Genomic DNA, 22,336 nt, shown 5'->3' on the forward strand with positions numbered 1-22,336 from the left:
CTAGCCCAGGCTCGGGTCGCAGGCCTGCCAGAACTGAGCGCCGAGCCGGGAGATGTGCACGGTCCGGCGGATCACCTTGACCCGTTTCACCTGCTTTTCCACCTCGCGCACGGTCTCGTCGGTCAGCAGGATCTCGTACTGCGTCTCCAGCGCCGGCACCTCTTCATCGAGATCGACGAGCCCCAGCCCGATCAGCCGGGTGAGGTAACCGGGCACCTGGTCGGGCAGCGACACCCCGGCCGCCTTGCCGACGGTCGAGGCGTTGCGCAGCACGATCCGGCCCGCCCCGCCGAGGTTCGTCCGTTCGGCGACGTCGACGGCGGGGAAGGGCGAACCGTCGGACAGTGCGGCGAGGATGCGCGCCTCGTCGGGCGTGAGCTGGCGCAGGATGATCGCGTACAGGTACTCGCGGGCGCGGTCGCGGCCGAAGCCGATGGAGTGGTTGAGCAGCTCGGCCATCGCGGCGCGCAGCGGCTCTTCGTGGTCGCGGGCGGGCACGAGCGCCACGGCGGCCTCGACCACGCGGCCATCGCGGTCACCGCGGTTCATCGCCGACGCCTGGGTGAGCGCCGCGTGGTAGGGGTCGTCGACCTCGTCGAGCCGGCGGCGCAGCTCGCTCAGCAGGCTGCGCTCGACCTGCCGGAAGCCGCGTTCGGCCTGGTCGAGGCCGGGCAGCTTGCGCGTGAGCCCGAACCCGGTGCGCGCGGCCCAGCCCGCCAGCTGCCCGGCGCGACGGGCCACGTTGGCCACGTCGTCGGCCGAGCCCCGGCCGTTCGGTCGCCGACTGTCCACAGGCGTGCTCCCCTCGTGTTCCGCGCTGATGCTACCTGCGGGTAGGCAACTTGGCGTGGTGTTGGATGGCGCGCATGACCGCGACGCCCTGGGGACCGCCGATCGACGTCCTGCCGCTGTTCGCCCGCGAGGAACAAGCCCTGGTCGGCGTGCTCACGGACCTCGACGCCGGCCAGTGGGCCGCGCCGACCGCGTGCCCCGGCTGGACCGTGCACGACGTGGCCGCCCACATCCTGGGCGACAAGCTGGGCCGGCTCTCGCGTGACCGCGACGGCTACCAGGCTCACGCGCCGGGTGAAGACGAGCCGTTTCCGGCGTTCCTGCACCGGATCAACTACGAGTGGGTGCGCGCGTGCCGCCGGCTGTCACCCGAGGTGCTGTTCGCGCTGCTCGTGGACAGCACGGCGCAGCTCACCGACATGTTCAAGCGCCACGACCTCGACGAACTCGGCGAGCCGGTCACGTGGGCGGGCCCGGACCCGGCGCCGCGGTGGCTCGACGTGGCGCGCGAGTACACGGAGCTGTGGGTGCACCAGCAGCAGATCCGCGAGGCCGTGGGCGCGCCGCTGCTCGACGACGCGGAGTTGCGGGCACCGGTGGTCGACACGTTCATGCGCGCGCTGCCCTACGCCTTGCGCTCGGTCGAGGCCCGCAGTGGTCGCCAGGTCGGCTACACCGTGACGGGAGCGAGCGGGGGCCAGTGGACCGCTCGCGCCTCGGCGGCGGGCTGGACGATCGACCGCGGCGCGCCGACCTCGCGCAGCCCGCTGGCGTCGGTGACCACGGACGCCGACACGTTCTGGCGGCTGTGCACGCGCGCCGTGAAGCCCACCGACGTCGAGGATCGCGTGGTTGTGAAGGGCGACGAAAGCGTTTGCGCGACGATGTTCGAAATGGTCTCCGTGATCGCGTGACCCTCACCGCAAGCGTTTGCGGAGAGGGTTCGGGCACACGTGTCCTCGCGCAATGTCGAACCGGCGGCGACGGCGCTCAGGCCGGCGGCACCTGCTTGCGGGCACGGCGGCCCGCCTTCTTCAGCTGCAGGATCCTGGCCCCGCCGACCAGGGCGATCACGATCATGCCGCCGAGCGCCGCCAGCAGCATCGCGATCCCGATCGGGAGGCTTCCCGACATGCCGAGGAAGTTCACCGTGACGCTGTTGAGGTTCTGCAGGATGAACACCAGCAGGAACGCCAGCAGCACGATCGCCACGATCGCCGAGATCCAGGCCCCGCTGACCCGGGTGGGCCGCTTCTTCGCGGGGGTGCTGGGCGTGGTCGCGGTGGGTTCGGTCGTGATCGGATCGGTCCCGGGCACTCCGACACCCGGCACCTCGGGGGTCCCGGGGTTCGCGGCCCCGGATGTGTGGTCACTTCGCGCGTGGGACATGCCCTGATTGTCCGCCCGCGTTCGGGGGAGCGCCGGTTCTGAAACCCTAACGGGTGAGTACCGGTGTTTCAGTGCTCGACCACGTCAGTGCCCGACCACGTCAGTGCTTGTCCACGTCAGTGCTTGTCCACGTCACGCAGCACCCGCAGCGTGTTGCGGCCGGCGAGCTTCGCGCAGTCCTCGTCGCTCCAGCTGCGGTCCATCAGCGCCGCGAACAGCACGGGGTACGTCGACACGTCATCGAGGCCTTCGGGCAGCGCGCCGACGCCGTCGTAGTCGCCGCCGAGGCCGATGTGGTCGATGCCCGCGACCTCACGCGCGTGCTCGACGTGCGCCACGACGTCGGCCACGGTCGCCTTCGGCTTCGGTGGCCCGTCCCACGTCTCGGCGAAACGCTTGCGCTGCCCGAGGTTGAGGAACTCCTCGCCCGCGGCGGCCATCGCCTCCTTGAGCCCGTCGTCCCACGCGGAGACGGCCGGGGAGATGAAGGCGGGCACGAACGTGATCATGGCGACGCCGCCGTTGCCGGACAGCCGCGCGAGGACGTCGTCGGGGATGTTGCGCGGGTGGTCGTTCACGGCGAGGCAGGACGAGTGGCTGAAGATCACCGGCACGCTGCTGACGTCCAGCGCGGCGCGCATCGTGCTGGGCGCGACGTGCGAGAGGTCGACCATCATGCCGATCTCGTTCATGGTGCGCACGACCTCGCGGCCGAAGTCGGTGAGGCCGCCGTGGGCGGGTTCGTCGGTGCCGGAGTCGGCCCACGGGGTGTTGAAGTTGTGCGTGAGCGTCATGTACCGCACACCGAGCCGGCGCAGGATCCGCAGTACGCCCAGCGACTCGTTGATGCTGTGCCCGCCTTCGGCGCCGAGCAGCGACGCGATCCTGCCGTCGGCGAACGCGGCCTCGGCTTCGTCAGCCGTGGTGACCAGCCGCAGGTGCTCGGGGTAGCGCTGGGCGAGCTGGTGCACGAGCTCGATCTGTTCGAGGACCGCCGTGACCGCGCTGTCGCCGGCGAGCTGGCACGGTACGTAGACCGACCAGAACTGCATGCCGAGCTTTCCCTGCGCCAGCTTGGGAAAATCGGTGTGCAGCTTCGGCTGGCGCACGGTGAGGTCGAGCGAGGCGGCCGCGGCCACCGGGTCGGGTCCACCGTGGGCCCGCAGCTCCCACGGCAGGTCGTTGTGCCCGTCGGACAGGATCGTGGTGCTCAGCAGGTTCGTCGCGCGCTCGAGGGCCCCGGAAGTCATGGGATCGACCCTAGCGAGCGAGCCACTCCCTGGCCGCGCGGACGCCGTCGAGCGTGATCTGGTGGCCGCCGGGCTGGCGGTGGATGGTCACGTCGGCGTTGCGCTCCCTGAGGAAACGGATGTACTCCTCGGTCGAGGCGAGCGGGGCCATCGGGTCGAGCTCGCCGTTGGAGAGGAAGACGCGGGTACCCGAAAGGTCGCCCTCGGGCGGTTGCGGGACCGGTGACATGCCGGAGAACAGCGCGGCTTCCTTGAGGACGTCCGGGCGCAGCAGCGTGAGCGCCGCGGCGATGTTGGCGCCGTTGGAGAAGCCGACGGCCACCAGGCGGCGGTCGGTCAGGCCGTATTCCTTGCTTTTCTCGACGACGAAATCGGCGAGCTCGCCTGCGCGTCGGACGACGTCCTCGTGGTCGAAGACGCCCTCGGCGAGCCGGCGGAACCAGCGGGCGGCGCCGAACTCCGAGACCTGGCCGGCCGGAGCGAGCGTGGCTGAGCCGGGGCTCAGCTCGCGGGCCAGGCCGAGCAGGTCGTCGGGGCCGCCGCCGGTGCCGTGGAGCAGGAGCAGCACGGGTTTGCCGGCGTCGCCTTCGGCGTACTTGTGCTCGAACGCGGTCATGCCTGCTCCGGGTTGTTATGGCTGGGGTCGTGGTGGCTGGGGTTGTTGTGGCTGGGGTTGTTGTCGCTGGGGTTGTTCTCGCTCGGGAGGTTCAGTTTCGGCAGCATGTGCTCGATCTCGTCGCGGCGCGGTTCGAGCCACGGCGGCAGCTTCAGCGCGCGACCGAGCTCCAGCAGCGGCTCGTCGTAGGTGAAGCCGGGCGCGTCCGTCGCGACTTCGAGCAGGGTGCCGCCGGGCTCGCGGAAGTAGATCGAGCGGAAGTACTGGCGGTCCAAAATGGACGTGACGTGCACACCCTTGTCCACCAGCTCTTCGCGCCACGCCGCCTGCGTCGGCTCGTCGGGCGCGCGCCAGGCCACGTGGTGCACGGTGCCGGTGGCGACGAGGCCACGCGGGGCGTCCGGCGTCACGAGCACGTCGACGAGCGCGCCGGGTCCGCCTTCACCCGCTTCGAAGCGGAACCGGTTGCCGTCTTCACTGTGGAAGGAAAGGCCGAGGCCGTTGGTGAACATGTCCGCGGTGGCGTCCTCTTCGGACACCGAGAGCGTGACGGAGTGCAGGCCGCGAATGGCGTTCTCGGCCGGCACGAGCCGGGTGTCCCACGGGTCGCGCGGGTCGCCCTGCGGGTGGGCGACGAGGGCGAGCTGGAGACCGTCGGGGTCGCGGAAGGTGAGCGTTTCCTCGTTGTCGGCGTTGCGGATCTGGCTCGTCTCCACGCCCTGGGCCTTGAGGTGCTGCTGCCACCAGCCCAGCGAGGTCTCCGGCACCGAGAACGACGTGGTGGTCGCCTGCCCGGTGCCGAGCCGGCCGGCGGGCGCGTCGGCCCACGGGAAGAAGGTGATGAGCGAGCCCGGTTTGCCGGACTGGTCGCCGTAGTAGAGGTGGTAGGTGCCCGGGTCGTCGAAGTTGACGGTGGTCTTCACCAGCCGCAGCCCCAGCGTCCGGAGGTAGAAGTCGACGTTGCGCTGCGGGTTTCCGCCGATGGCGGTGACGTGGTGCAGCCCGCTCGTTTTGATGGACATCAGGTCTCCTCGGGTGCCGGTGGTACACGCTAACTCTCAATACCTCTCGCGCGCAAGATATATTCCGGTGAGACTGTGCGGTACGGTGTGCGCCGTGACACCTGATCCGTGCACGGACGACGACGAGATCGTCACCTGGTGGGGCCTCGTGATCGAGGGCTACCTGGCGACGCAGGACAAGCTGATGGGCGAGATCGCCGACCGCTTCGGCTTGGCACCCGCGTCGTTCGACATCCTGCTCAGGCTCGTGCGTTCGCCCGACCACCGCATGCCGATGACCCGCCTGGCCACCGAGGCGGCGCTGTCCAGCGGCGGTTTCACCAAGGTCGCGGACCGGCTCGTGGCCGCCGACCTCATCTGCCGCATCCCCAGCCCGGACGACCGGCGCGTCACCTTCGCGTCCCTGACCGAACACGGCCTCGACGTCGCCCTGAAGGCCCGCTCGGCCTGCGCCGAAATCCTGCGCCGCATCGTGCTGACGCCCCTCGGCGACGACGCCGCCGCCCTGGCCAACGCCATGCGCACATTGAGGTCCGCGAACGGCTGAAAAACGGGGACTTTCGACGTTTTACCTGGTCGGCGCATGCTTCTCCCATGCTTACCGACTCGACCATCACCACCATGCTCCCGGTCTCCGACGCCACCCGCGCCGCCCGCTTCTACGCCGACTCCCTCGGCCTCTCACCCCTGGCCACCGGCGAAGACGGCACCCAGTACTTCGCCGCGGGCGCCGGCACCATCGGCCTGCGCCTGATGCCCCCGGGGGCCCAAAGCCCCAACACCGCGCTGAGCTTCGAGGTCGTCGACCTGCCGGCGGAGATGACGGTGCTGGAGCGGCACGGGGTGGCGTTCCAGGACGTCGACGTGGAGGGCCTGAAGACCGTCGACCACGTCGCCCAGGTGGGCCACGAGCGGGCGGCTTGGTTCTCGGATTCGGAGGGGAATGTGTTGTGCCTGCATGAGGTGTTGGATTGAGGGGTCGGCTCACGGGTACGTGTACCCCTGCGCCGTCAACCGGTACCGCAGCACCGCGAGACTCCGGCTCCGCAGCTTGCTCAGGCTGTTCGGGGAAATCCCCAGCTCATCCGCCACTTCCTGCACCGACATCTCCGGCCGGTGGGCCAGCAGCCACACCAGCCGGCGGTGGCGGTCGGGCAGTGTCTCGACGGTGCGCCACAGGGCGGCGGCCACGTCGCTGCCCACGGCGGCCGCCTCCGGGGACTCGGGGGCCAGCGGCGCGAGGTCGAGCGAGGCGTCCCGCGCGCGCCGCGCAACGGTGCGGATGGCGTGGCGGCGGGCGACGGTCGCCAGCCAGGCGCCGAGGCGGGTGGGGTCGCGAACGCCGGTCGGCCGGGTGAGGAACTCGGCCCACGCCGCTTGGCAGGCGTCCTCCGCGTCGCCGCGCAGGCCCGCGTCGGCGGCGACCACGCGGGTCGCGAGGTCTGACAGGCGTCGGATGTCCACGGCCACGTCCCTTCGTCCGCAATCGCAGACGTAGACGACGTGCGCAGCGCTCTCGGATCCCCGTCAACGGTCACGACCGCCGTATCGGGCGAAAGGATGTATCCGCAGGTCACCGTGGTGCACAGGCGGGGAAACCACGAGGTCGAGCGCCGAAAACAGAAGCCCTACTTCAACCCCGGCATCAGCTTCACCGCGTTCCCCGCCAGGACGTCCCCCAGCGTCTCCTCCGGCAGCCCCAGCTCGGCCAGCGCGCGGACGTTCTCCGCGGTCCCCGGGACGCCCGGCCAATCCGTGCCGAAGATCCACTTGCGCGCGAGCCGCGGGAGGTCGAAGCGGGCGTAGTACTCCGGGAGTTTCTTCGGGGGCAGGCCGGCGAGGTCGAGCCACACGTTGGGGCGCGACTGGGCCATGAAGGCCGCGATGTCGTACCACCAGCCGCGGCCGCCGTGGGCGAAGACGAAGTTCACGGCCGGGAAGTCCTCCACCACGTCGGACAGCAGCGCCGGGTCGCCGAAGGAGGCGCGCGAGCCCGGGAACACCGACCAGCCCGAGTGCAGGATGACCGGCACGCCGCGGGAGGCGCACAGCTCGTAGACCGGGTAGAGCTCCTTGTCCGCGGGGGAAAAGCCGCCGTGGACGGGGTGGAGTTTCAGGGCGACGGCGCCCAGGTCCAGTTGCCGGGAGACCTCGTCGCGCAGAGGGTGGTGCAGGTGCGGGTTCACGTTGGCGACCAGGCGAAACCGCGTCGGGTTGAAAGACGCCAGCGGCAGGTTGTCCTCGATCGGCTGGATGCCGGTGGCCCGTGGGCTGTACTCGCAGAACAACAGCACGCGGTCGACGCCCTCGCGGTCCATCAGCTCGTCCATCGCGGCGGGGATGACCGCACCGGCCTCGTCGTACACCGTGCGCCACGGGTACTTGCCCGCGAAGTCGCGGGCCCAGTCGAGCCAGGATTGTTTGAGGGTGGGCAGCCGAGGGGTGTGGACGTGGGCGTCGACCACGAAGCGACCGTCGATCATGCGCTGCAGTCGATCACGGTTTGGCCGGAACGACCAGCAGCGACTCGCGCACGCGGTCGCGAATCACGTTGCGGCGGATCTTTCCCGTTGCCGTCTTGGGCAGCTCCGGCAGCTCCACCACACCGCGCGGACGCTTGAACGCGGCGAGCCCGGCCCGGCAGAACTCGATCAGCTCGTCCGGGTCCACGGCGAACCCGGGCGCGGCCACGACGCACGCCACCGGTTTGTCGAGCCCGTCGGCGTCCGGTGCGGCCACCACCGCCACCTCGGCGACGGAGGGGTGCTGCAGCAGCCGTTCCTCCACTTCGGACGGTGACACCCAGATCCCGCCCGCCTTCAGCATGTCGCCGAAGCGGCCGAGGCAGGTCAGGGTGCCGTCGTCGTTGCGGACGTAGCTGTCGCCCGTGCGCAACCATTCGCCCTGGAACACGCGTTTCGTCGTTTCGTAGCGCGCCCAGTAACCCATCGCCGTCGACGGGCCCGACACGAAGAGCTCGCCGGGCTGGCCCGAAGCCGAGATCAGCCCGCCGTCCTCGTCGCGGATCTCCACCGCGTAGCCCGGCACGGCGGTCCCGGTGCTGCCCGGCCGGATCGCGCCCGGGCGGTTGGACAGGAAGATGTGCAACGCTTCCGTGGACCCGATCCCGTCGAGGATCTCCACGCCGAACCGCTCGCGGAACCGCTTGAAGATCGAGGCGGGCAACGGTTCCCCGGCCGAGACGGCGTAGCGCACCGAGGCGAACGAGTCGTCCGGCACGTCGCTGGCCAGCACGCCGGCGTAGAACGTCGGCACGCCGAAGAACAACGTCGGTTTGTCGGCGCGGGCGCGCGCGGCGAACAACGCGGGCGTCGGCCGAGCGGGTTCCAGCAGTGTCGTGCCACCGGCGGCGAGCGGGAAGAAGGCCGAATTGCCCAGCCCGTAGGCGAAAAACAGCTTCGGCACGGACAGGAACCGATCCGCGGCGGTTGTCCCCAGGATTTCGTGCGCGTACGTCGAACACACCGCGCGGATGCTCGCGTGCCGGTGCATCGCCCCCTTGGGCTGCCCCGTCGTCCCCGACGTGTACAGCCACAACGCGGGCGAATCCTCCCACGTACGAGCGGGTTCGAGGTCGATGTCGTCCACAGTGGTCACTTCGGCCCACGCGTGCGTGGCCACGGAAGCGGGGAACTCCGCCGCGTCCGCGCGGTCGAGCAGCACGTCCGTGACCTCCGGCGCGACCGCCAGCGCAGCCACCGCCTGCGCGGCGAACTCCCCGGACACGCACAGCACCCGCGCCCGCGAGTCGGCCAGGACCTTGCCCAGCTCGAGGCCCGTGACCATCGTGGACACGGGCACCGCGACGGCGCCGGCCAGCATCGTGCCGAGGATGCCCGTGAGCAGCTCGACGTCGTCGACCATGCAGAACATCACGCGCTCTTCCGGGCGCACGCCCAGGGACCGCAGGCCCGACGCGACCCGGTGGGCCTCGTCGGCGAGCTCGGCGTAGCTCAGGGTCCGTCGCGCGGAAACCACGGCGGGTGCGCCGGGCCGCCCTTGGGACAACAGGTATTCGGCAGCGTTGAACCCGCCCATGGGGCCCCCTCTAGGTGAGGTGCACGTACTCGTAGTCGAACGGTTTGCCGTTGATGCCCTGCCGCGGCGGCGCCACCCAGCTGGCGATCTTCCCGCGCTCGTACACCGGGTGCATGAGCGAGCGGACGAACGTCAGGTCCTCGGCCGTCGGCAACCAGCGGTGCCGGTTCGCCTCCCACACGGCCTCGTCGACGATGTTGCCGTCGGGAGTGATGTGGTGGCCGGAGTTTATGCCGACCTCGCGGTTGAAACCAGGGTGCGGAAGCTTGAAGCGGAAGTCGATCTCCGCGTCCGCGAGGATCTTGTTCCAGCGGTTCACGCCGGTCTGGCAGTCGGCCGTGTACTCCCCGCGCAGGTCCAGGTTCAGCAGCAGGATGGCCTGCAGCTCGTCGGTGGTCCACGTGCCGTCGCCGTTGGGCTTCTCGACGTCGCGGCTGTCGTCGGTGAGCTTGTGGTCGTCCTTGCGGCGCGTCTCCTGCCAGCGGCCCTTGAGGCCCGCGGTGTAGTAGTTCGCGGCGTTGGTCGAAGTCTCGTTGCCGAACAGGTCGAGTGACACCGTGTAGTGGAAGTTCAGGTAGCGCTGGATGATGTCGAGCGGGATCCCGCCGTGCGACGCGATGTCGAGCGTGTCGTGCTCACGCACCAGGTCCGCCGAGCGCTGCACCACGCGGTCGACACCCGTGGTGCCGACGAACATGTGGTGTGCTTCCTCCTTCAGCATGAACTCGCACGTGCGCGACAGCGGGTCGAAGGACGATTCCTTCAACGTGCCGAGCTGGTACTTCCCGTCGCGGTCGGTGAAGTAGGTGAACATGTAGAAGGCCAGCCAGTCGGCCGTCTCCTCGTTGAACGCGCCCAGGATGCGCGGCGCGTCGGGGCTGCCGGAGTTGCGCAGCAGCAAGCCTTCCGCCTCGTCACGGCCTTCCCGGCCGAAGTACGCGTGCAGCAAGTAGACCATCGCCCAGAGGTGCCGGCCCTCTTCGACGTTGACCTGGAAGAGGTTGCGCAGGTCGTACAGGCTCGGCGCGGTGAGGCCCAGCAGCCGCTGCTGCTCGACCGACGCCGGTTCCGTGTCGCCCTGGATCACGATCAGCCGCTGCAGGTCGGCGCGGTACTCACCGGGCACCTGCTGCCACACGGACTCGCCCTTGTGCTCCCCGAACGCGATGCGCCGGTCGGGGTCGCGCTCGGCGAGGAAGATGCCCCACCGGTAGTCCGGCACGTTCACGTGGTCGAAGTGCGCCCAGCCCTCCCGCCCGACGCTCACCGCCGTGCGCAGGTAGACGCCGTGCGTCTGCAGGGTGGGGCCCATCTCGCCCCACCAGTTCATGAACTTCGGCTGCCAGCCCTCCAGCGCCCGCTGCAACCGCCGGTCGTCGGCGAGGTTGACGTTGTTGGGGATCTTGGCGTCGTAGTCGATCCGCTCGGGCATCGGTTCAGACCCGCTTCCTGTCGAAGATCGCTTTCTGGCCCGTACCGTAGCGGCGCAGCGCGCCTTCGGGGCCGGATGCACTGGGCCGGGTGAAGATCCAGTTCTGCCACGCGGTGAGGCGGCCGAAGATCTTCGTTTCCAGCGTTTCGGGGCCGACGAACCGGTGGTTCGCCTCCATGCCGGTGAGCGCGTCGGGGCTCAGCGAAGCGCGGCTCTCGAGCGCGATCCGGATCTCGTCCTCCCAGTCGAGGTCGTCCGGGGCGTCGGTGACCAGGCCCAGCTCCACGGTCTCGGCCGGCGTCAGCGCGTGGTCGCGCTCGCGCACGAGCCACGCGAGGTGGTCGTCGTCGCCGTAGAAGCGCGACTGCAGGCGGGTGAGGCCGTTGCCCATCGGGAACGGACCGAAGTTGGCCTCCGACAACGTGATCGACGCGCGCTCTTCGGAATCCTCGTCGTCGATGGGCGGACCGTCCAGGATGTACTGGCGGTCGGCGGCCAGCGCGAGCTCCAGCAGCACGCCGGCGAAGCAGCTGCCCGGTTCGATGAGCGCGATGAGCGTGCGGCTGGTGACGTCGAGGCGCTTCAGCACGCGCTTGTAGTAGTGCAGGATTTCGTTGCTCAGCCAGTCTTTCGTGCCGAGCACCTGCTGTTCGTGAGCGAGCACCTTCGCGGGGTCGCCGTCGGCGCGCAGCACCCACGTGCCGAGCTCGGTTTCGTTGGTGCGCAGGCGAAGGATCGCGTCGTCGAGCTCGCGGGTGAGTCGCAGCAGCCAGCCGTCGGCGCCTTCGGCGTGCAGGTCGCCGGGTTCGCCCTCGGGGCCGCGCACGGTGAGCGTCGCCAGCGAGGCGGGCCGGTCGAAGGTGATGTCGACAAAGCGGTACTTGATGCCGTCGTCGGTGACCTCGGGGTCCAACGGCGTGAGCGGCACACCCTGGTCACCGGGCAGGCGCTGGGACTCCGCGGCCAGCTCCTGAGCGCGCGCCAGCACCGACTCGCGGAACCCGACGCGCGGCACGAGCTCGTCGACCAGCCGCCAGTCGACGGCCGTCTTGCCCTTCACGCCGTCGGAACGCGTGGCGAACACGTCGGCGAGGTCCCGGCGCACGCGGCGCTTGTCCACCACCCGCGTGAGGCCGCCGGTGCCGGGCAGCACGCCGAGCAGCGGCACCTCGGGCAGCGCGACCGTCGACGAGTTGTCGTCCACGAGCAGGATCGTCTCGCACGCCAGCGCGATCTCGTAACCGCCGCCGGCGCAGCTGCCGTTGACCGCCGCGATGTACCGCTGACCGGAGAACTCGGTGGCGTCCTCCAAACCATTGCGGGTTTCGTTGGTGAACTTGCAGAAGTTCACCTTCCACTCGTGCGCCGACGCCGCGAGCATCCGGATGTTGGCGCCCGCGCAGAACACCTTGTCCTTGGCACTCGTGACGATCACGGCCTTGACCTCGGGGTGCTCGAAGCGCAGGCGCTGCGTGGCGTCGTAGAACTCGATGTCCACGCCGAGGTCGTAGGAGTTCAGCTTCAGCTCGTAGCCGGGTACGAGACCGCCTTGCTCGTCGACGTCCATCTCGAGCCAGGCGACCTCGCCGTCGATGTCGAGCTTCCAGTGCCGGTAGGTGTCCGGGTGGCGCTCGAACGTCACTTGAGTGGTGGTGGTCACTCCTCGATTGTCTACACATTGATGACTAGCGTCAATGTTAAGTAGACGCTTGATCTCCGGCACTCACCCGGTTGAGCTTCGAAGCCGCCCACGAGACGAAGAACCACAACGCCATCGCGGCCGCGGCGTCGGTGAAGATCGTCGCGAACCAGAACGCCGGAATGCGCGGCACCCCGACCAGGAAATGGCCGGCGCTCGCGAGGCCACCCAGCGAGCAGACCAGCAGGAACCCGAGCGCGCGCCAGTACCGCCCGCGGACGTACGCGCGGTAGCCGGCGAGCCCGGACGCCGTGAACAACACCCACCCGAACGCGATCACGATCTGCGCGACCAGTACCGGGAGCCCGGTGATCTGCGGGTAGTCCTGCTCGCGGATGACGTTGTGGGAGTAGTGGAAAGTGGTCGTGAGCAGCGTGAACCCGAGGATCACGCGGAGGGTCGTGAGGCCTTGTCCCGCCAGAGCGTCCATGGTCGCCCCCTTGAAATTTGATAGATCGCTCTAGCGAGGAGGGTAACGCCGACTCACTGCTCGCACCAGTTCGAGGCGGCGGTCAGTCGGTGGTCACCTCGGCGAGGCGCTCGCGCAGGCGGTGCAGGGTTCGGAGCGTCACCTCCAGGTCTTCGGGCGGCAGGCCCGCGGCCACGGCGTCGGCCCACCGCGCCTGCCGCGCACCCAGCTCGTGCAGCGCCGTGGTCGCAGCCGGGGTCAGGTGCAGCAGTGGGGCGCGGGCGTCCGACGGGTTGTCCGCTCGCGTGAGCATTCCGTTGCGCAGCAAGCGGTTCACCGTCTCCTGCACACTCTGACGACGCAGCCCTCTGCGCCGCGCGAGGTCGGCTGCCGTGGCGGGGCCGTCCTCGAGGAAGCCGAGGACCTGCCACTGGGCGGCGGTGAGGCCGGCCGGGGCGGTGAGGGCGTCACCGGTGGCGAGGAGGGTGCCATTGGTCAGGAAGACGTCGTTGACGAGCTGGGTGAGGCGCTGCGCCCGGTCGGTCATGCGTGCTAGCGTCCCACATTGACAGGCGCCTGTCGAAAGGAGATCACGATGGAGATGCCCCGCAGAGGCGAAGCGCACGAGGCACTCGGCGCGCTCGTCGGCGACTGGGCCGGCACGGAAGAACTCGCGGCGTCGCCGTGGGCACCCGCGTCGACCGCGAAGGCCGTGGCCGAGTACCGGACCGCGCTCGACGGGTTCGCGGTGGTGCAGGACTACGTCCAGACGCGTGAGGACGGCAGCACCCTGTTGGGGCACAACGTGTTCACCGTCGACCCGGCCACGCACGAAACGCTCTGGTACGGCTTCGACAGCTACGGCTTCCCACCCGGCGAACCCGGCCGCGGCGGCTGGCACGAGGGGACCCTCCACCTCGAAAAGCGCACACCGCGTGGCGTCGCACGGCACCGGCTCACGCCGACGGCGACGGAGCTCACCCACGAGATCGACGTGAAACTGGGCGACGCATCGGAGTTCAGCCCGTTCCTGCGGGCCCGTTACACCCGGGGTACAACGAGGACATGAGCGAGCGGACCGTGCAGGCCAACGGCATCACCCTCTGCCACGAGGAGTTCGGCGCCGCGACGGCGCCGCCGCTGCTGCTGATCATGGGTCTGGCCGCGCCGATGACCTGGTGGGACGACGACTTCTGCGAACAGCTCGCGGCCCGCGGCTTCCGCGTGATCCGCTTCGACAACCGCGACGCCGGCCGTTCGCAGCGCATGACCGGGCGCGCCGACGTCGTGCGCGCGTACCTGCTGCGCGCGGCGCCGTACTCGGTGGCCGACATGGCCGACGACACCGCCGGTCTGCTCGACGCCCTCGACGTCGAGGGCGCCCACGTCGTCGGCGCGTCGATGGGCGGCATGATCGCGCAGACGCTCGCCATCCGGCACCCGAACCGCGTCCGCTCGCTCACGTCGATCATGTCCACCACCGGCAGCCGCCTGATCGGCCACCCGAGCCCGCGCGCCGCGGCGTCGATGCTGGCGCCGCAACCGCGCGGGCGCGAGGAGTACGTGGAACTGCTGATCAGGACGTTCCGCCTCATCGGCTCCCCGGGCTACCCCTTCGACGAAGCCCGCGTGCGCGCCCGCGCCGAACGCACTTTCGACCGCGGCACCAACCCGGGCGGCGCCGCCCGCCAGCTCGCGGCGATTCTCGCCACCCGCGACCGCACCGCGGCGCTGCGCCGTCTCACCCTGCCGTCCCTCGTGATCCACGGCGCGCGCGACCCGCTGGTCAACGTCTCCGGTGGACGCGCGACGGCCCGGGCGCTGCGGGCCACGCTCGACGTGGTGCCGGGGATGGGACACGACCTGCCGGAGCCGGTGTGGCCGCGGATCCTGGACGGGATCGAACGCGTGGCGGCGCGAGCCTGAGCGCTCGGCCGTCCACGTTCGCCACCGGCACCGTGGCCACGCCGAGGTGCGTGAAGTGCGCGGCCACCCGCGAACCAGACCCGACGTCGACGGGTTCGGTGAGACCCTCCGTGACACCAGCGCGCCGTCCTCGGCCACCCCGAGACCGGCGAGCGCGTCGGCGAGCAGCAGGATCCCGCCATACCCGCGCGAAACGGATTCCAGCGGTGCCGCCGGGGCCGACAAAACCCTTGCGCCGGCCCTGGAGGTCGTCGATTCCCGCATCCGCGGCCGGCGCAGCTCGCTGTTCGACACGATCGCCGACAGCGTCGACCCGGCGGCGGACGAGTTGAAGCTGATCCGGTACGCGTCCTCGGCAGTGCCATCGGCGAACGGCTCCACGGGCCCGCGCCGTTCGTGGGCGCGGGCCAGTGCGTCGACGACTTCCGTCAGATGGTCCACGCCGGGGGAACCCTGCCGGGCGGGCCGGAGCGGGCCTGGCCAGGCGTTCCGCTGGGGCCACGACCAAACCTCTTGCGCAGAAAACTCTTGCGCGCGAGATAAATGAGGTGTAGCTTTTGAGGTACCCAGTTCTCAGAGAGGGCGTGACCTCCGATGGCACCGACCGAAACCGAAGTCGCGAAGCTCGCCGAAGTGCGTGACCAGCTGCGGGACAAGCACCTGCACCCCGCCGCCACCAGGGCCACGACCGCCGGGCGCGGCATCCACCACACGGCGCTCATCTCGAGCGACGTCGAGCGCACGATCACCTTCTACCAGGACGTGCTCGGCTTCCCGCTCACGGAGCTGATCGAGAACCGCGACTACCCGGGCTCGAGCCACTTCTTCTTCGACGTCGGCAACGGCAACGCGGTCGCCTTCTTCGACCTGCCGGGCCTCGACCTCGGCCCGTACGCCGAAGTGCTCGGTGGCCTCCACCATCTCGCGCTCTCCCTCACGCCCGAGAACTGGGCGGCCGCACGTTCGCGCCTGGACGCCGCCGGCGTGAAGTACCTCGAAGAGAGCGGCACGTCGATCTACCTGAGCGACCCCGACGGCGTGCGCGTCGAGCTCATCGCCGACGACCTCGGTGAGATGTACGGCTCGAAGATCGGCTGACGCGGAATCCCCTGATCACCGCGGACGTTCTGCCGACATGCAACCTGAACAGATCCTCGCGAACGCCACGACGATCGCGGTGGTCGGCCTCAGCCGCGACCCGGCGAAGGCCGCGCACGGGGTGCCGGCCACCCTGCAGGCCCACGGTTTCCGCATCATCCCCGTGCACCCGTCGGCCACGGAGCTGCTGGGCGAGAAGGTGTATCGCTCCCTGAAGGACATCCCGGAGCCCGTCGACCTCGTCGACGTCTTCCGCCCGGCCGCCGAGGCCCCCGCCATCGCGGCCGACGCCGTCGCCATCGGCGCCAAGGCCCTGTGGCTGCAGCAGGGCATCGTCTCCGCCGAGGCCAAGCGCATCGCGGAAGAAGGCGGCCTGGAGTACGTGGAGAACCGGTGCACCGCGGTGGTCCGCGCGGTGGCAGCGATCTCGAAGAACTGACGTACTGCGCCGATCGTTGCCGATCCGACCGGTAACCTGCGGGGAACAGCGTCTGCCGGCCGAGGCACGCTCCCGGCCGACGAGGCGCCGTGACCGACGATCCTCCCCACCACCGCGGCGACCCGGCCGTGTTCGCCGAAGACCTGCGTGCCGACGGCGAACCGGAGGCCGAGTTCAACCCCGGCGTCGCCAGCCGGTTCCCGCGCAAGAACGTCGCCGCGGGCGCGCTCGTGCGCGACGAAGGGGGCCGGGTGCTGTTCGTCGACCCGACGTACAAGCCGTTCCTCGAGATCCCCGGCGGTCTGGTGGAAGACGACGAGTCGCCGCTCGCGGCCTGTCACCGCGAGATCCGGGAGGAGCTCGGCCTCGACCTCACGCTCGGCCGGCTGCTGCTCGTCGACTGGATGCCGGCCCACGGCGTGTGGCGCGACAGCCTGCAGCTGATCTTCGACGGCGGCACCCTCGGCCCGGACCGGATCCGCGCCATCGCGGCGGACGGCGACGAGCTCGGCGGCTTCGAGTTCCTCGACCTGGCCGAGGCCACGCCGCGGCTGCGGCCGTCCAAAGCGCGGCGCGTGGCGCTGGCGCACCGGGCGCTGCTGTCCGGGGAAACCTGCTACGGGGAGTTCGGCCGGCCGACTGCCTAGCGGGGCATGGACTGCGGCCCCGTCGGCACCGGCGGGGCCGGGTTGTCCCGCACTTGCGCCTGCAGCAGATCCGCGGTGGTCGCCGGGTAGCGCAACCGGTTGTCCCGGGGGTAGCGCGCGGGCTGCCGGTCGAACCGGAACGCCGAGGCCAGATCGCCGACGGTGCGCCGGCGCCACGCGCTGATGTGCGGCTCCCGCACTCTGCGCGGAAGGCGCCACCAGTCCAGCCCGCGCGCTTCTTCACCATCGCGTTCTTCGCACAGCGGCGACGACTTCGGCGCGTCCGCGAACCGGCGGAACCAAGCAAGTGCGTTGTCGTCGTAGTTGTCCTCCTGGTAGATGCGCCAGGAGACGTCGGTCTCGGACCGAGGCGTTCCGGGTAGGTCTTCCAGGACAGCGCCGGATTGTCCGAGGACATGAAAGTCGGTGTTCGCAGGCCCGCCGGCGGTGCCGTGCGGGTCGAACCAGCCCGTCCACAGGTGGAGGCGGTTGGGGTTCGCCGGGCCGATCACCGAGCAGCGGTAGTGGTCGCAGACCGTGAACGCCTCGGCGAGCGCGAAGTGGAACGGGATGTCTTCTTCGGGCCCGAGAAGCCGCGCACGCCGTCCATCGTGCCGAAGCAGGCGCCGAGGAGCCGGCGTCGGGTGAACTCGCTCACGCTCTCACTCCGAAGTGGACGATGCGGTCGTTTCCGGTGTCCGCCACGAAGATGCGGCCCTGGGCGTCGACAGCCACGCCGAGCGGGAAGCTCAGCGCGCCGGGGCCGTCGGTGCCGAACTCGGCGCGGTACGGGCCCGTGGTGCGAAACTGCGCGACCCAGCCGTAATCGGGAACGGTGACGTACGCGTCGCCCTGGGCGCTGAGCGCGACGCCCGCCGGGTTGGACAGCCCACCGAACTGACTGTTCTGGCCACCGCCGATCGAGCCGATCGCCTTGCCGTCGGCCGAGTAGTGCACCACGGCGACGCTGCCGCTCGCGGCCCGGCCGTTCTGCACGATCCACGCCCCGCCCGCGCCGTCGCTGACGATGCCCTGCGGCGAACTCACCTTCTCCGTGATGTCGGTGAGCGCCTTGCCGGTGTGGGTGTCGAAGCGCGCGACGCGCTGGTGCCCGGTGTCCGACACGAGCAGGCGGCCCGCGGTGTCGATCGCGACGCCTCGCGGGTTGTCGAGCTTGCCGGCGCCGTACTCGCGCGAGAAGCCGCCCCACCACGAGTACGAGACCACGCGGTTGTTGCCGGTGTCGGCCACGTAGACATTGCCCGCGTGGTCCACGGCCACGGCCTGCGGCGCCTTGAACCGGCCGGCGAGCACGCGCACGAGCCGCCCGTCGCGGGTGAAGGCCTGCACGCGGTCGTTGCCGGTGTCGGCGACCCAGATCTGGCCCCGCGCGTCGACGGTGAGCCCGGCCGGGCTGCTGAACTGCACCGGTCCGCGGCCGCTGCGGCCGAACGCGCCCTGGTACACGGGCGGCGGCGTCTGCGGTGTCGGGTGCACGACGAAACGCACGGGATCGGCGAGCCAGGCGTAGCCGTCGTCGGCGAGGTAGAAGGCGATGTAGTTCCCGGGGCCGAGCGAGCCGGTCGGGAACGAGACGGTGCCGCTCGCGAGCGGGGTGTACTCCCACAGCGTCGACGGGCCGACGTAGACCTGGTCGACGGGACCGCCGCCGGGATCGGAGTAGAGCCCAACCCAGTTCTTCGGGGTCACCGACAACTGGGCCGTGAGGTAGGTGAAGGTGATCAGCTCGCCCTGCTCCACGGAGGGCGTACTGCTGACCAGGGTGCCGGTAGCCACGCGCACAGCATCCACTGGCACGGTCGTACCAGGAAAGCCGGGGTGGCCGGAGTTCAGGAAGAGTTCGCTCAGGTGACGAGCCAGTAGCCCACCCCGCACGGTGTCGATGGTGTGCGTGCCGAACGGCGCGTCGATCTTGCGCCGAAGGTAGCCGACGTAGACCTCGACCACGTTCTCGTCGCCCTCGTAGTGCGCGTCCCACACGTGCCCGAGGATCTCGGTTTTCGACAACGCCGCGCCCTGGCGGCGCAGCAGGAACTCGCGCAGCCCCGCGGTCAGCTCGATCCGCCGCTCTCCCCTGTGGACGGTGCGCGCGGCCGGGTCGAGCCGCAGGTCGCCGGCGGCGAGCACGGCCGGGCGCGCGGGGGCACCACGCCGCAGCAACGCCCGCAGGCGCGCGACGAGAACGACGAACGAGAACGGCTTGGACAGGTAGTCGTCGGTGCCGAGGTCGAAGGCGTCGGCCTCGTCGTACTCGCCGTCCGTCGCGGTGAGCATGAGCACGGGCGTCCAGTTCTCCTGCGCCCGCAGGCGTTTGAGGACCTCGTAACCGGCGAGCTCGGGCAGCATGATGTCGACGAACACGGTGTCGTGGTCGCGTTCGGACGCCGCCCACAGGCCGTCGGGTCCGGTGTGGACGACGAAGCGTTCGAACACCCGGTCGCGGTCCTGCGCCGCCACGCCGGGCCGTCGTCGCTGACCTCGATCACGGCCGTGGCGTCGTCGGCCCCGCTGGCGACGCGGACGCGTTCCTTCGCGTGGCCGCAGGCGTTGTCGACGAGGTTGCGCACCGCCCGGCGCAGCTGCGCCTCGCGGCTGCGTTTCCTGTCCCCTGTTTGTCTTGTTTCAAGGCAACCAAAAATTGCTTTGTTAGTCGTCCTAACGATCGGAGGTTGAACCATTCAGGTTCACCTTGAACTGCCGTAATACGAAAGTAGGTCAAGATCTTCCGTCCATACATCGGAGGTGTTAGCGTCCAACCCCGCTTAGCGGAAACACGTGCCGGTGAGCGGGAATTCGCGCGAAGGGGCGACGACGTGACGGAACGAGGCCTGGACCAGAGCGGCACCCTCGAGCGGGGGCTCGCGGTGCTCGAACACGTGGGACAGCACCAGGAGATTTCCACCAACGCGATCGCGAGGCAACTGGGGCTCTCGCGCAGCGCGGCCTACCGGATCGTCGGCACGCTGAAACGCCTCGAATACCTCGAAGCCGACACCGTGACCGGCCGCGTGCGCCTCGGGACCCGCCTGGTCGAGCTGGGTGCCCGTGCGATGGCAGCCACGGACCTGCACCGCTGCGCGCCGCGCTACCTGTCGTCCCTGGCCGAACGCTCCGGCGAGACGACCTACCTCGCCGTGCCCGACAACGACGCGATGGTCTACGTCGCCACCGAGCGCAGCGCCAGCGCCGTCACGCTCGCCTGCCGCCTCGGCACGCGCCGCCCCCAGCACGCCACCTCGCTGGGCAAGGCGTGGCTCGCGGCCTTGCCGGAGTTCGACCGGGTCGAACGCGTGCGCCGCATGAAGCTCGACAGCATGACGTTGAAGACCATCATCGACCCCGGCCGGCTCCTCGACGAGCTCGCCCGCACCAGCCGCCGCGGCTGGGCGATCGACGACGTCGAGAACGAACCCGACGTCGGCTGCGTCGCCGCTGCCGTGCGTGACCACTCCGGCCGGCCGATCGCCGCGATCAGTGTGGCCGGTCCCGCGCCCCGCGTGCTGCGCCGGGTGGAGGAGCTCGGCGCGACCGTGGCCGGAACCGCCGCGGCGCTTTCGCTGCGGCTGGGCTACGTGCGCAGCCGCTGACGCATCCCCTGCGTCTGAAGCAACTCCCGCCGCCACCCACGATTCCGGCCCGGCACTCCGCCGGCGCCGGTACTGCGCCGATCGTTACCAATCCGACCACAGTCACGGCCGAATGGCTTCGCAGCAACGGTTACGTGCCGCGTGAGGGTCGGCCTACTTTTGGTCGGATCAGTAACAACCGAACCCTGTGCCCGCCCGGAACCGCCGCCGTCGGGAGGCTCAGGCGATCAGCGAAGGGGCTGACGCGTGACCTGGATCCAGGATTACCAACCGGCGGGCGGGCTGTGGGTGTCCGCGCTGCTCGCCGCGCTGCCGATCATCGTGCTGCTGGTGGCGCTGGGCGTGGTGAAGCTGTCGGCGCAGGTGTCGGCGGCGCTGGCGTTGCTGACGGCGCTCGGCGCGGCGTTGCTGCTCTACCGGATGCCGGTGGGGCTCGCGCTCGACTCGGCGGCGATGGGGGTGGTCTTCGGCGTGTGGTCGGTGGCGTGGATCGCGTTCCACGCCGTGTACTTCCACAACGTCACGGTGACCACGGGCCGCTTCGACAGCATCAAACGCGTACTCGCCGGGTTCAGCGAGGACCGGCGGCTGCAGGCGTTGCTGATCGCGTTCGGTTTCGGGGCGTTGCTGGAGGGTGTGGCCGGCGGTGGGTCGCCGATCGCGATCACGGCGGCGATGATGGCGGCGCTCGGCTTTCCGCCGGTGAAGGCCGTGGTGCTGGCGCTGCTCGCGAACACGGCGCCGGTGGCGTTCGGCGGGCTCGGCAACCCGCTGATCGTGCTCGGCCGGCTCACCGGACCGATCATGCACCTCAAGCCGGAGGAGGCGACGGCCGCGTTCTCGTCGATGGTCGGGCGGCAGGTGCCGTTCCTGGCCGTGATCATCCCGGCGTTCCTGATCGTGGTGCTGGCCGGCTGGAAGAAGATGCTCGAGGTCTGGCCCGCCGTCGTCACCGCCGGGCTCGCGTTCGCGCTCATGCAGTTCGCGGCGTCGAACTACATCAGCGCGAGCCTGGTCGACGTGCTCGCCGCTCTCGCCGCGATGGCCGCGCTGTACGTGCTCACGCGGTTCTGGCAGCCGAAAACCGTGTGGCGCTTCGAGGGTGAGGAACCCGTGAAGTCGGCGAGCCTCGGCGCCGCGAAGTCCGAACGCGGCGCGCTGTACGCCTGGATGCCGTACGTGATCCTGATCCTCGCGATCTTCCTGTCCCGCATCGGCACGATCTTCGCGCACCTGCCGGTGTGGTTGGACCTCACGAAGCTGCTGCACAAGGCCGACTGGGTGTTCGCGTGGCCGGGTCTGCACAACCACGTGATCCAGCACGCGCCCATCACGCCGAAGAACACGCCGTACGCGGCGACGTTCACCTTCGACTTCCTGTTCTCTCCCGGCACGGTCGCGCTCGTCGCCGCGGTGATCGCCGGGTTCGCCATGGGCGCACGGCCGAAGCAACTGCTGCGAACGTACCGCTCCACTGTGCACCAAATGCGCTGGGCGCTCGCGACGATCTTCATGATCCTCGCCATCGCGTTCGTGATGAACTACTCCGGTGCCACGCAGACGCTGGGCCTCGCGCTGGCCACGACGGGTGTGCTGTTCCCGATTTTCTCCGCGTACATCGGGTGGCTCGGCGTGTTCCTGACCGGCTCCGACGCGTCGACCAACAGCCTTTTCGGTCCCATGCAGGTGATCTCCGCCCAGCAGCTGCACCTCAACCCCGTGCTGGCCGGCGCCACGAACACCTCCGGCGGCGTGATGGGAAAGATGATCTCGCCGCAGAACCTGTCGATCGGCGCGACGGCCATCGGGCAGAGCGGCAAGGAAGGATCACTGCTGCGCCAGACGTTCCTGTGGTCGCTCGCCCTCACCGCCATGGTCGGCGTGATCTCCCTGCTTCAGGCGACGGTGCTCGGTTTCATGATCCCCTAACGGGAATTGCTTTCTTCGGGG

24 protein-coding genes and 1 pseudogene are annotated in these 22,336 nt (G+C 70.0%); 10 read left to right on the plus strand and 15 right to left on the minus strand.

The annotated features are described in order from the left end of the window. A complete protein-coding gene (locus ACWEOE_RS05795; protein ID WP_452004431.1) occupies positions 1–792 on the minus strand; it encodes an Abi-alpha family protein in 792 nt (263 codons plus the stop codon). A 65-nt stretch (positions 793–857) separates the two neighbouring features. Between ACWEOE_RS05795 and ACWEOE_RS05800 the strand changes: the two genes are divergently transcribed. Next, on the plus strand, positions 858–1,706 hold the full coding sequence (locus tag ACWEOE_RS05800) for a maleylpyruvate isomerase family mycothiol-dependent enzyme (RefSeq protein WP_452004432.1): 849 nt from the start codon (positions 858–860) through the stop codon (positions 1,704–1,706). Between the two features lie 76 nt (positions 1,707–1,782). On the opposite strand, the gene ACWEOE_RS05805 is transcribed toward ACWEOE_RS05800, so the two are convergent. From ACWEOE_RS05805 to ACWEOE_RS05820, 4 genes are all read right to left on the minus strand, one after another. Beyond that, complete coding sequence (locus ACWEOE_RS05805) at positions 1,783–2,109, minus strand: LapA family protein (RefSeq protein WP_452004435.1); 327 nt, start codon at positions 2,107–2,109, stop codon at positions 1,783–1,785. Positions 2,110–2,297: 188 nt separating this feature from the next. Then, complete coding sequence (locus tag ACWEOE_RS05810) at positions 2,298–3,431, minus strand: dipeptidase (RefSeq protein WP_452004438.1); 1,134 nt, start codon at positions 3,429–3,431, stop codon at positions 2,298–2,300. Between the two features lie 10 nt (positions 3,432–3,441). Then, on the minus strand, positions 3,442–4,047 hold the full coding sequence (locus ACWEOE_RS05815) for an alpha/beta hydrolase (RefSeq protein WP_452004441.1): 606 nt from the start codon (positions 4,045–4,047) through the stop codon (positions 3,442–3,444). Continuing rightward, positions 4,044–5,069: a ring-cleaving dioxygenase gene (locus ACWEOE_RS05820; RefSeq protein WP_452004443.1), complete on the minus strand. Its 1,026-nt coding sequence runs from the start codon at positions 5,067–5,069 to the stop codon at positions 4,044–4,046. Before ACWEOE_RS05820 ends, ACWEOE_RS05815 begins: the two co-directional genes overlap by 4 nt. Positions 5,070–5,163: 94 nt before the next feature. On the opposite strand from ACWEOE_RS05820, the gene ACWEOE_RS05825 reads away from it, so the two are divergent. Continuing rightward, positions 5,164–5,616: a MarR family winged helix-turn-helix transcriptional regulator gene (locus ACWEOE_RS05825; RefSeq protein WP_452004446.1), complete on the plus strand. Its 453-nt coding sequence runs from the start codon at positions 5,164–5,166 to the stop codon at positions 5,614–5,616. A 47-nt stretch (positions 5,617–5,663) separates the two neighbouring features. Then, entirely contained in the window at positions 5,664–6,044 is a 381-nt protein-coding gene (locus ACWEOE_RS05830; RefSeq protein ID WP_452004449.1) for a VOC family protein, read from the plus strand. 9 nt (positions 6,045–6,053) lie between these two features. On the opposite strand, the gene ACWEOE_RS05835 is transcribed toward ACWEOE_RS05830, so the two are convergent. From ACWEOE_RS05835 to ACWEOE_RS05865, 7 genes are all read right to left on the minus strand, one after another. Continuing rightward, the gene (locus tag ACWEOE_RS05835; RefSeq protein ID WP_452004451.1) at positions 6,054–6,533 is read right to left on the minus strand and encodes an RNA polymerase sigma factor; all 480 of its coding nucleotides are present in this window, start codon (positions 6,531–6,533) and stop codon (positions 6,054–6,056) included. Positions 6,534–6,697: 164 nt separating this feature from the next. Beyond that, positions 6,698–7,552 (minus strand): amidohydrolase family protein, encoded by an 855-nt coding sequence (locus tag ACWEOE_RS05840; protein ID WP_452004453.1) that lies wholly within the window; start codon positions 7,550–7,552, stop codon positions 6,698–6,700. A gap of 13 nt (positions 7,553–7,565) precedes the next feature. Then, on the minus strand, positions 7,566–9,128 hold the full coding sequence (locus tag ACWEOE_RS05845; RefSeq protein ID WP_452004454.1) for a benzoate-CoA ligase family protein: 1,563 nt from the start codon (positions 9,126–9,128) through the stop codon (positions 7,566–7,568). Between the two features lie 10 nt (positions 9,129–9,138). Continuing rightward, positions 9,139–10,560 carry a benzoyl-CoA 2,3-epoxidase subunit BoxB gene (gene boxB / locus ACWEOE_RS05850; protein ID WP_452004457.1) on the minus strand — a complete coding sequence of 474 codons (1,422 nt, stop codon included), beginning with the start codon at positions 10,558–10,560 and terminating at the stop codon, positions 9,139–9,141. Positions 10,561–10,564: 4 nt separating this feature from the next. Then, complete coding sequence (boxC, locus tag ACWEOE_RS05855; RefSeq protein WP_452004461.1) at positions 10,565–12,220, minus strand: 2,3-epoxybenzoyl-CoA dihydrolase; 1,656 nt, start codon at positions 12,218–12,220, stop codon at positions 10,565–10,567. A gap of 37 nt (positions 12,221–12,257) precedes the next feature. Next, on the minus strand, positions 12,258–12,689 hold the full coding sequence (locus tag ACWEOE_RS05860) for a hypothetical protein (protein WP_452004463.1): 432 nt from the start codon (positions 12,687–12,689) through the stop codon (positions 12,258–12,260). A gap of 82 nt (positions 12,690–12,771) precedes the next feature. Further along, complete coding sequence (locus tag ACWEOE_RS05865) at positions 12,772–13,215, minus strand: MarR family winged helix-turn-helix transcriptional regulator (protein ID WP_452004466.1); 444 nt, start codon at positions 13,213–13,215, stop codon at positions 12,772–12,774. A gap of 48 nt (positions 13,216–13,263) precedes the next feature. On the opposite strand from ACWEOE_RS05865, the gene ACWEOE_RS05870 reads away from it, so the two are divergent. The 5 genes from ACWEOE_RS05870 (at position 13,264) to ACWEOE_RS05890 (ending at position 16,778) form a co-directional block, all read left to right on the plus strand. Next, the gene (locus tag ACWEOE_RS05870; RefSeq protein ID WP_452004469.1) at positions 13,264–13,737 is read left to right on the plus strand and encodes a DUF1579 family protein; all 474 of its coding nucleotides are present in this window, start codon (positions 13,264–13,266) and stop codon (positions 13,735–13,737) included. After that, complete coding sequence (locus ACWEOE_RS05875) at positions 13,734–14,594, plus strand: alpha/beta fold hydrolase (RefSeq protein ID WP_452004471.1); 861 nt, start codon at positions 13,734–13,736, stop codon at positions 14,592–14,594. Before ACWEOE_RS05870 ends, ACWEOE_RS05875 begins: the two co-directional genes overlap by 4 nt. Before the next feature lie 594 nt (positions 14,595–15,188). Continuing rightward, positions 15,189–15,692, plus strand: a complete 504-nt coding sequence (locus ACWEOE_RS05880; protein ID WP_452004473.1) for a VOC family protein — start codon at positions 15,189–15,191, stop codon at positions 15,690–15,692. 37 nt (positions 15,693–15,729) lie between these two features. Then, a complete protein-coding gene (locus ACWEOE_RS05885; protein ID WP_452004476.1) occupies positions 15,730–16,131 on the plus strand; it encodes a CoA-binding protein in 402 nt (133 codons plus the stop codon). 89 nt (positions 16,132–16,220) lie between these two features. Continuing rightward, the gene (locus tag ACWEOE_RS05890) at positions 16,221–16,778 is read left to right on the plus strand and encodes an NUDIX domain-containing protein (protein ID WP_452004479.1); all 558 of its coding nucleotides are present in this window, start codon (positions 16,221–16,223) and stop codon (positions 16,776–16,778) included. Here ACWEOE_RS05890 and ACWEOE_RS05895 read toward each other — a convergent pair. The 3 genes and pseudogenes from ACWEOE_RS05895 to ACWEOE_RS05905 all read right to left on the minus strand — a co-directional run. Next, complete coding sequence (locus ACWEOE_RS05895) at positions 16,775–17,401, minus strand: alkaline phosphatase family protein (RefSeq protein ID WP_452004602.1); 627 nt, start codon at positions 17,399–17,401, stop codon at positions 16,775–16,777. The genes ACWEOE_RS05890 and ACWEOE_RS05895 overlap by 4 nt on opposite strands. A 31-nt stretch (positions 17,402–17,432) precedes the next feature. After that, a complete protein-coding gene (locus ACWEOE_RS05900) occupies positions 17,433–18,674 on the minus strand; it encodes a hypothetical protein (RefSeq protein ID WP_452004604.1) in 1,242 nt (413 codons plus the stop codon). After that, positions 18,666–19,256, minus strand: a pseudogene (locus ACWEOE_RS05905) (response regulator transcription factor); the annotation flags it as partial. The gene ACWEOE_RS05900 and the pseudogene ACWEOE_RS05905, both read right to left, overlap by 9 nt. A gap of 356 nt (positions 19,257–19,612) precedes the next feature. Between ACWEOE_RS05905 and ACWEOE_RS05910 the strand changes: the two are divergent. Then, positions 19,613–20,386, plus strand: coding sequence for an IclR family transcriptional regulator (locus ACWEOE_RS05910; RefSeq protein WP_452004481.1), 774 nt, complete (start codon positions 19,613–19,615; stop codon positions 20,384–20,386). A gap of 246 nt (positions 20,387–20,632) precedes the next feature. After that, positions 20,633–22,315 carry an L-lactate permease gene (locus tag ACWEOE_RS05915; protein WP_452004483.1) on the plus strand — a complete coding sequence of 561 codons (1,683 nt, stop codon included), beginning with the start codon at positions 20,633–20,635 and terminating at the stop codon, positions 22,313–22,315. Positions 22,316–22,336 lie beyond the last annotated feature (21 nt).

The organism is Amycolatopsis sp. NPDC004368, assembly GCF_053602515.1.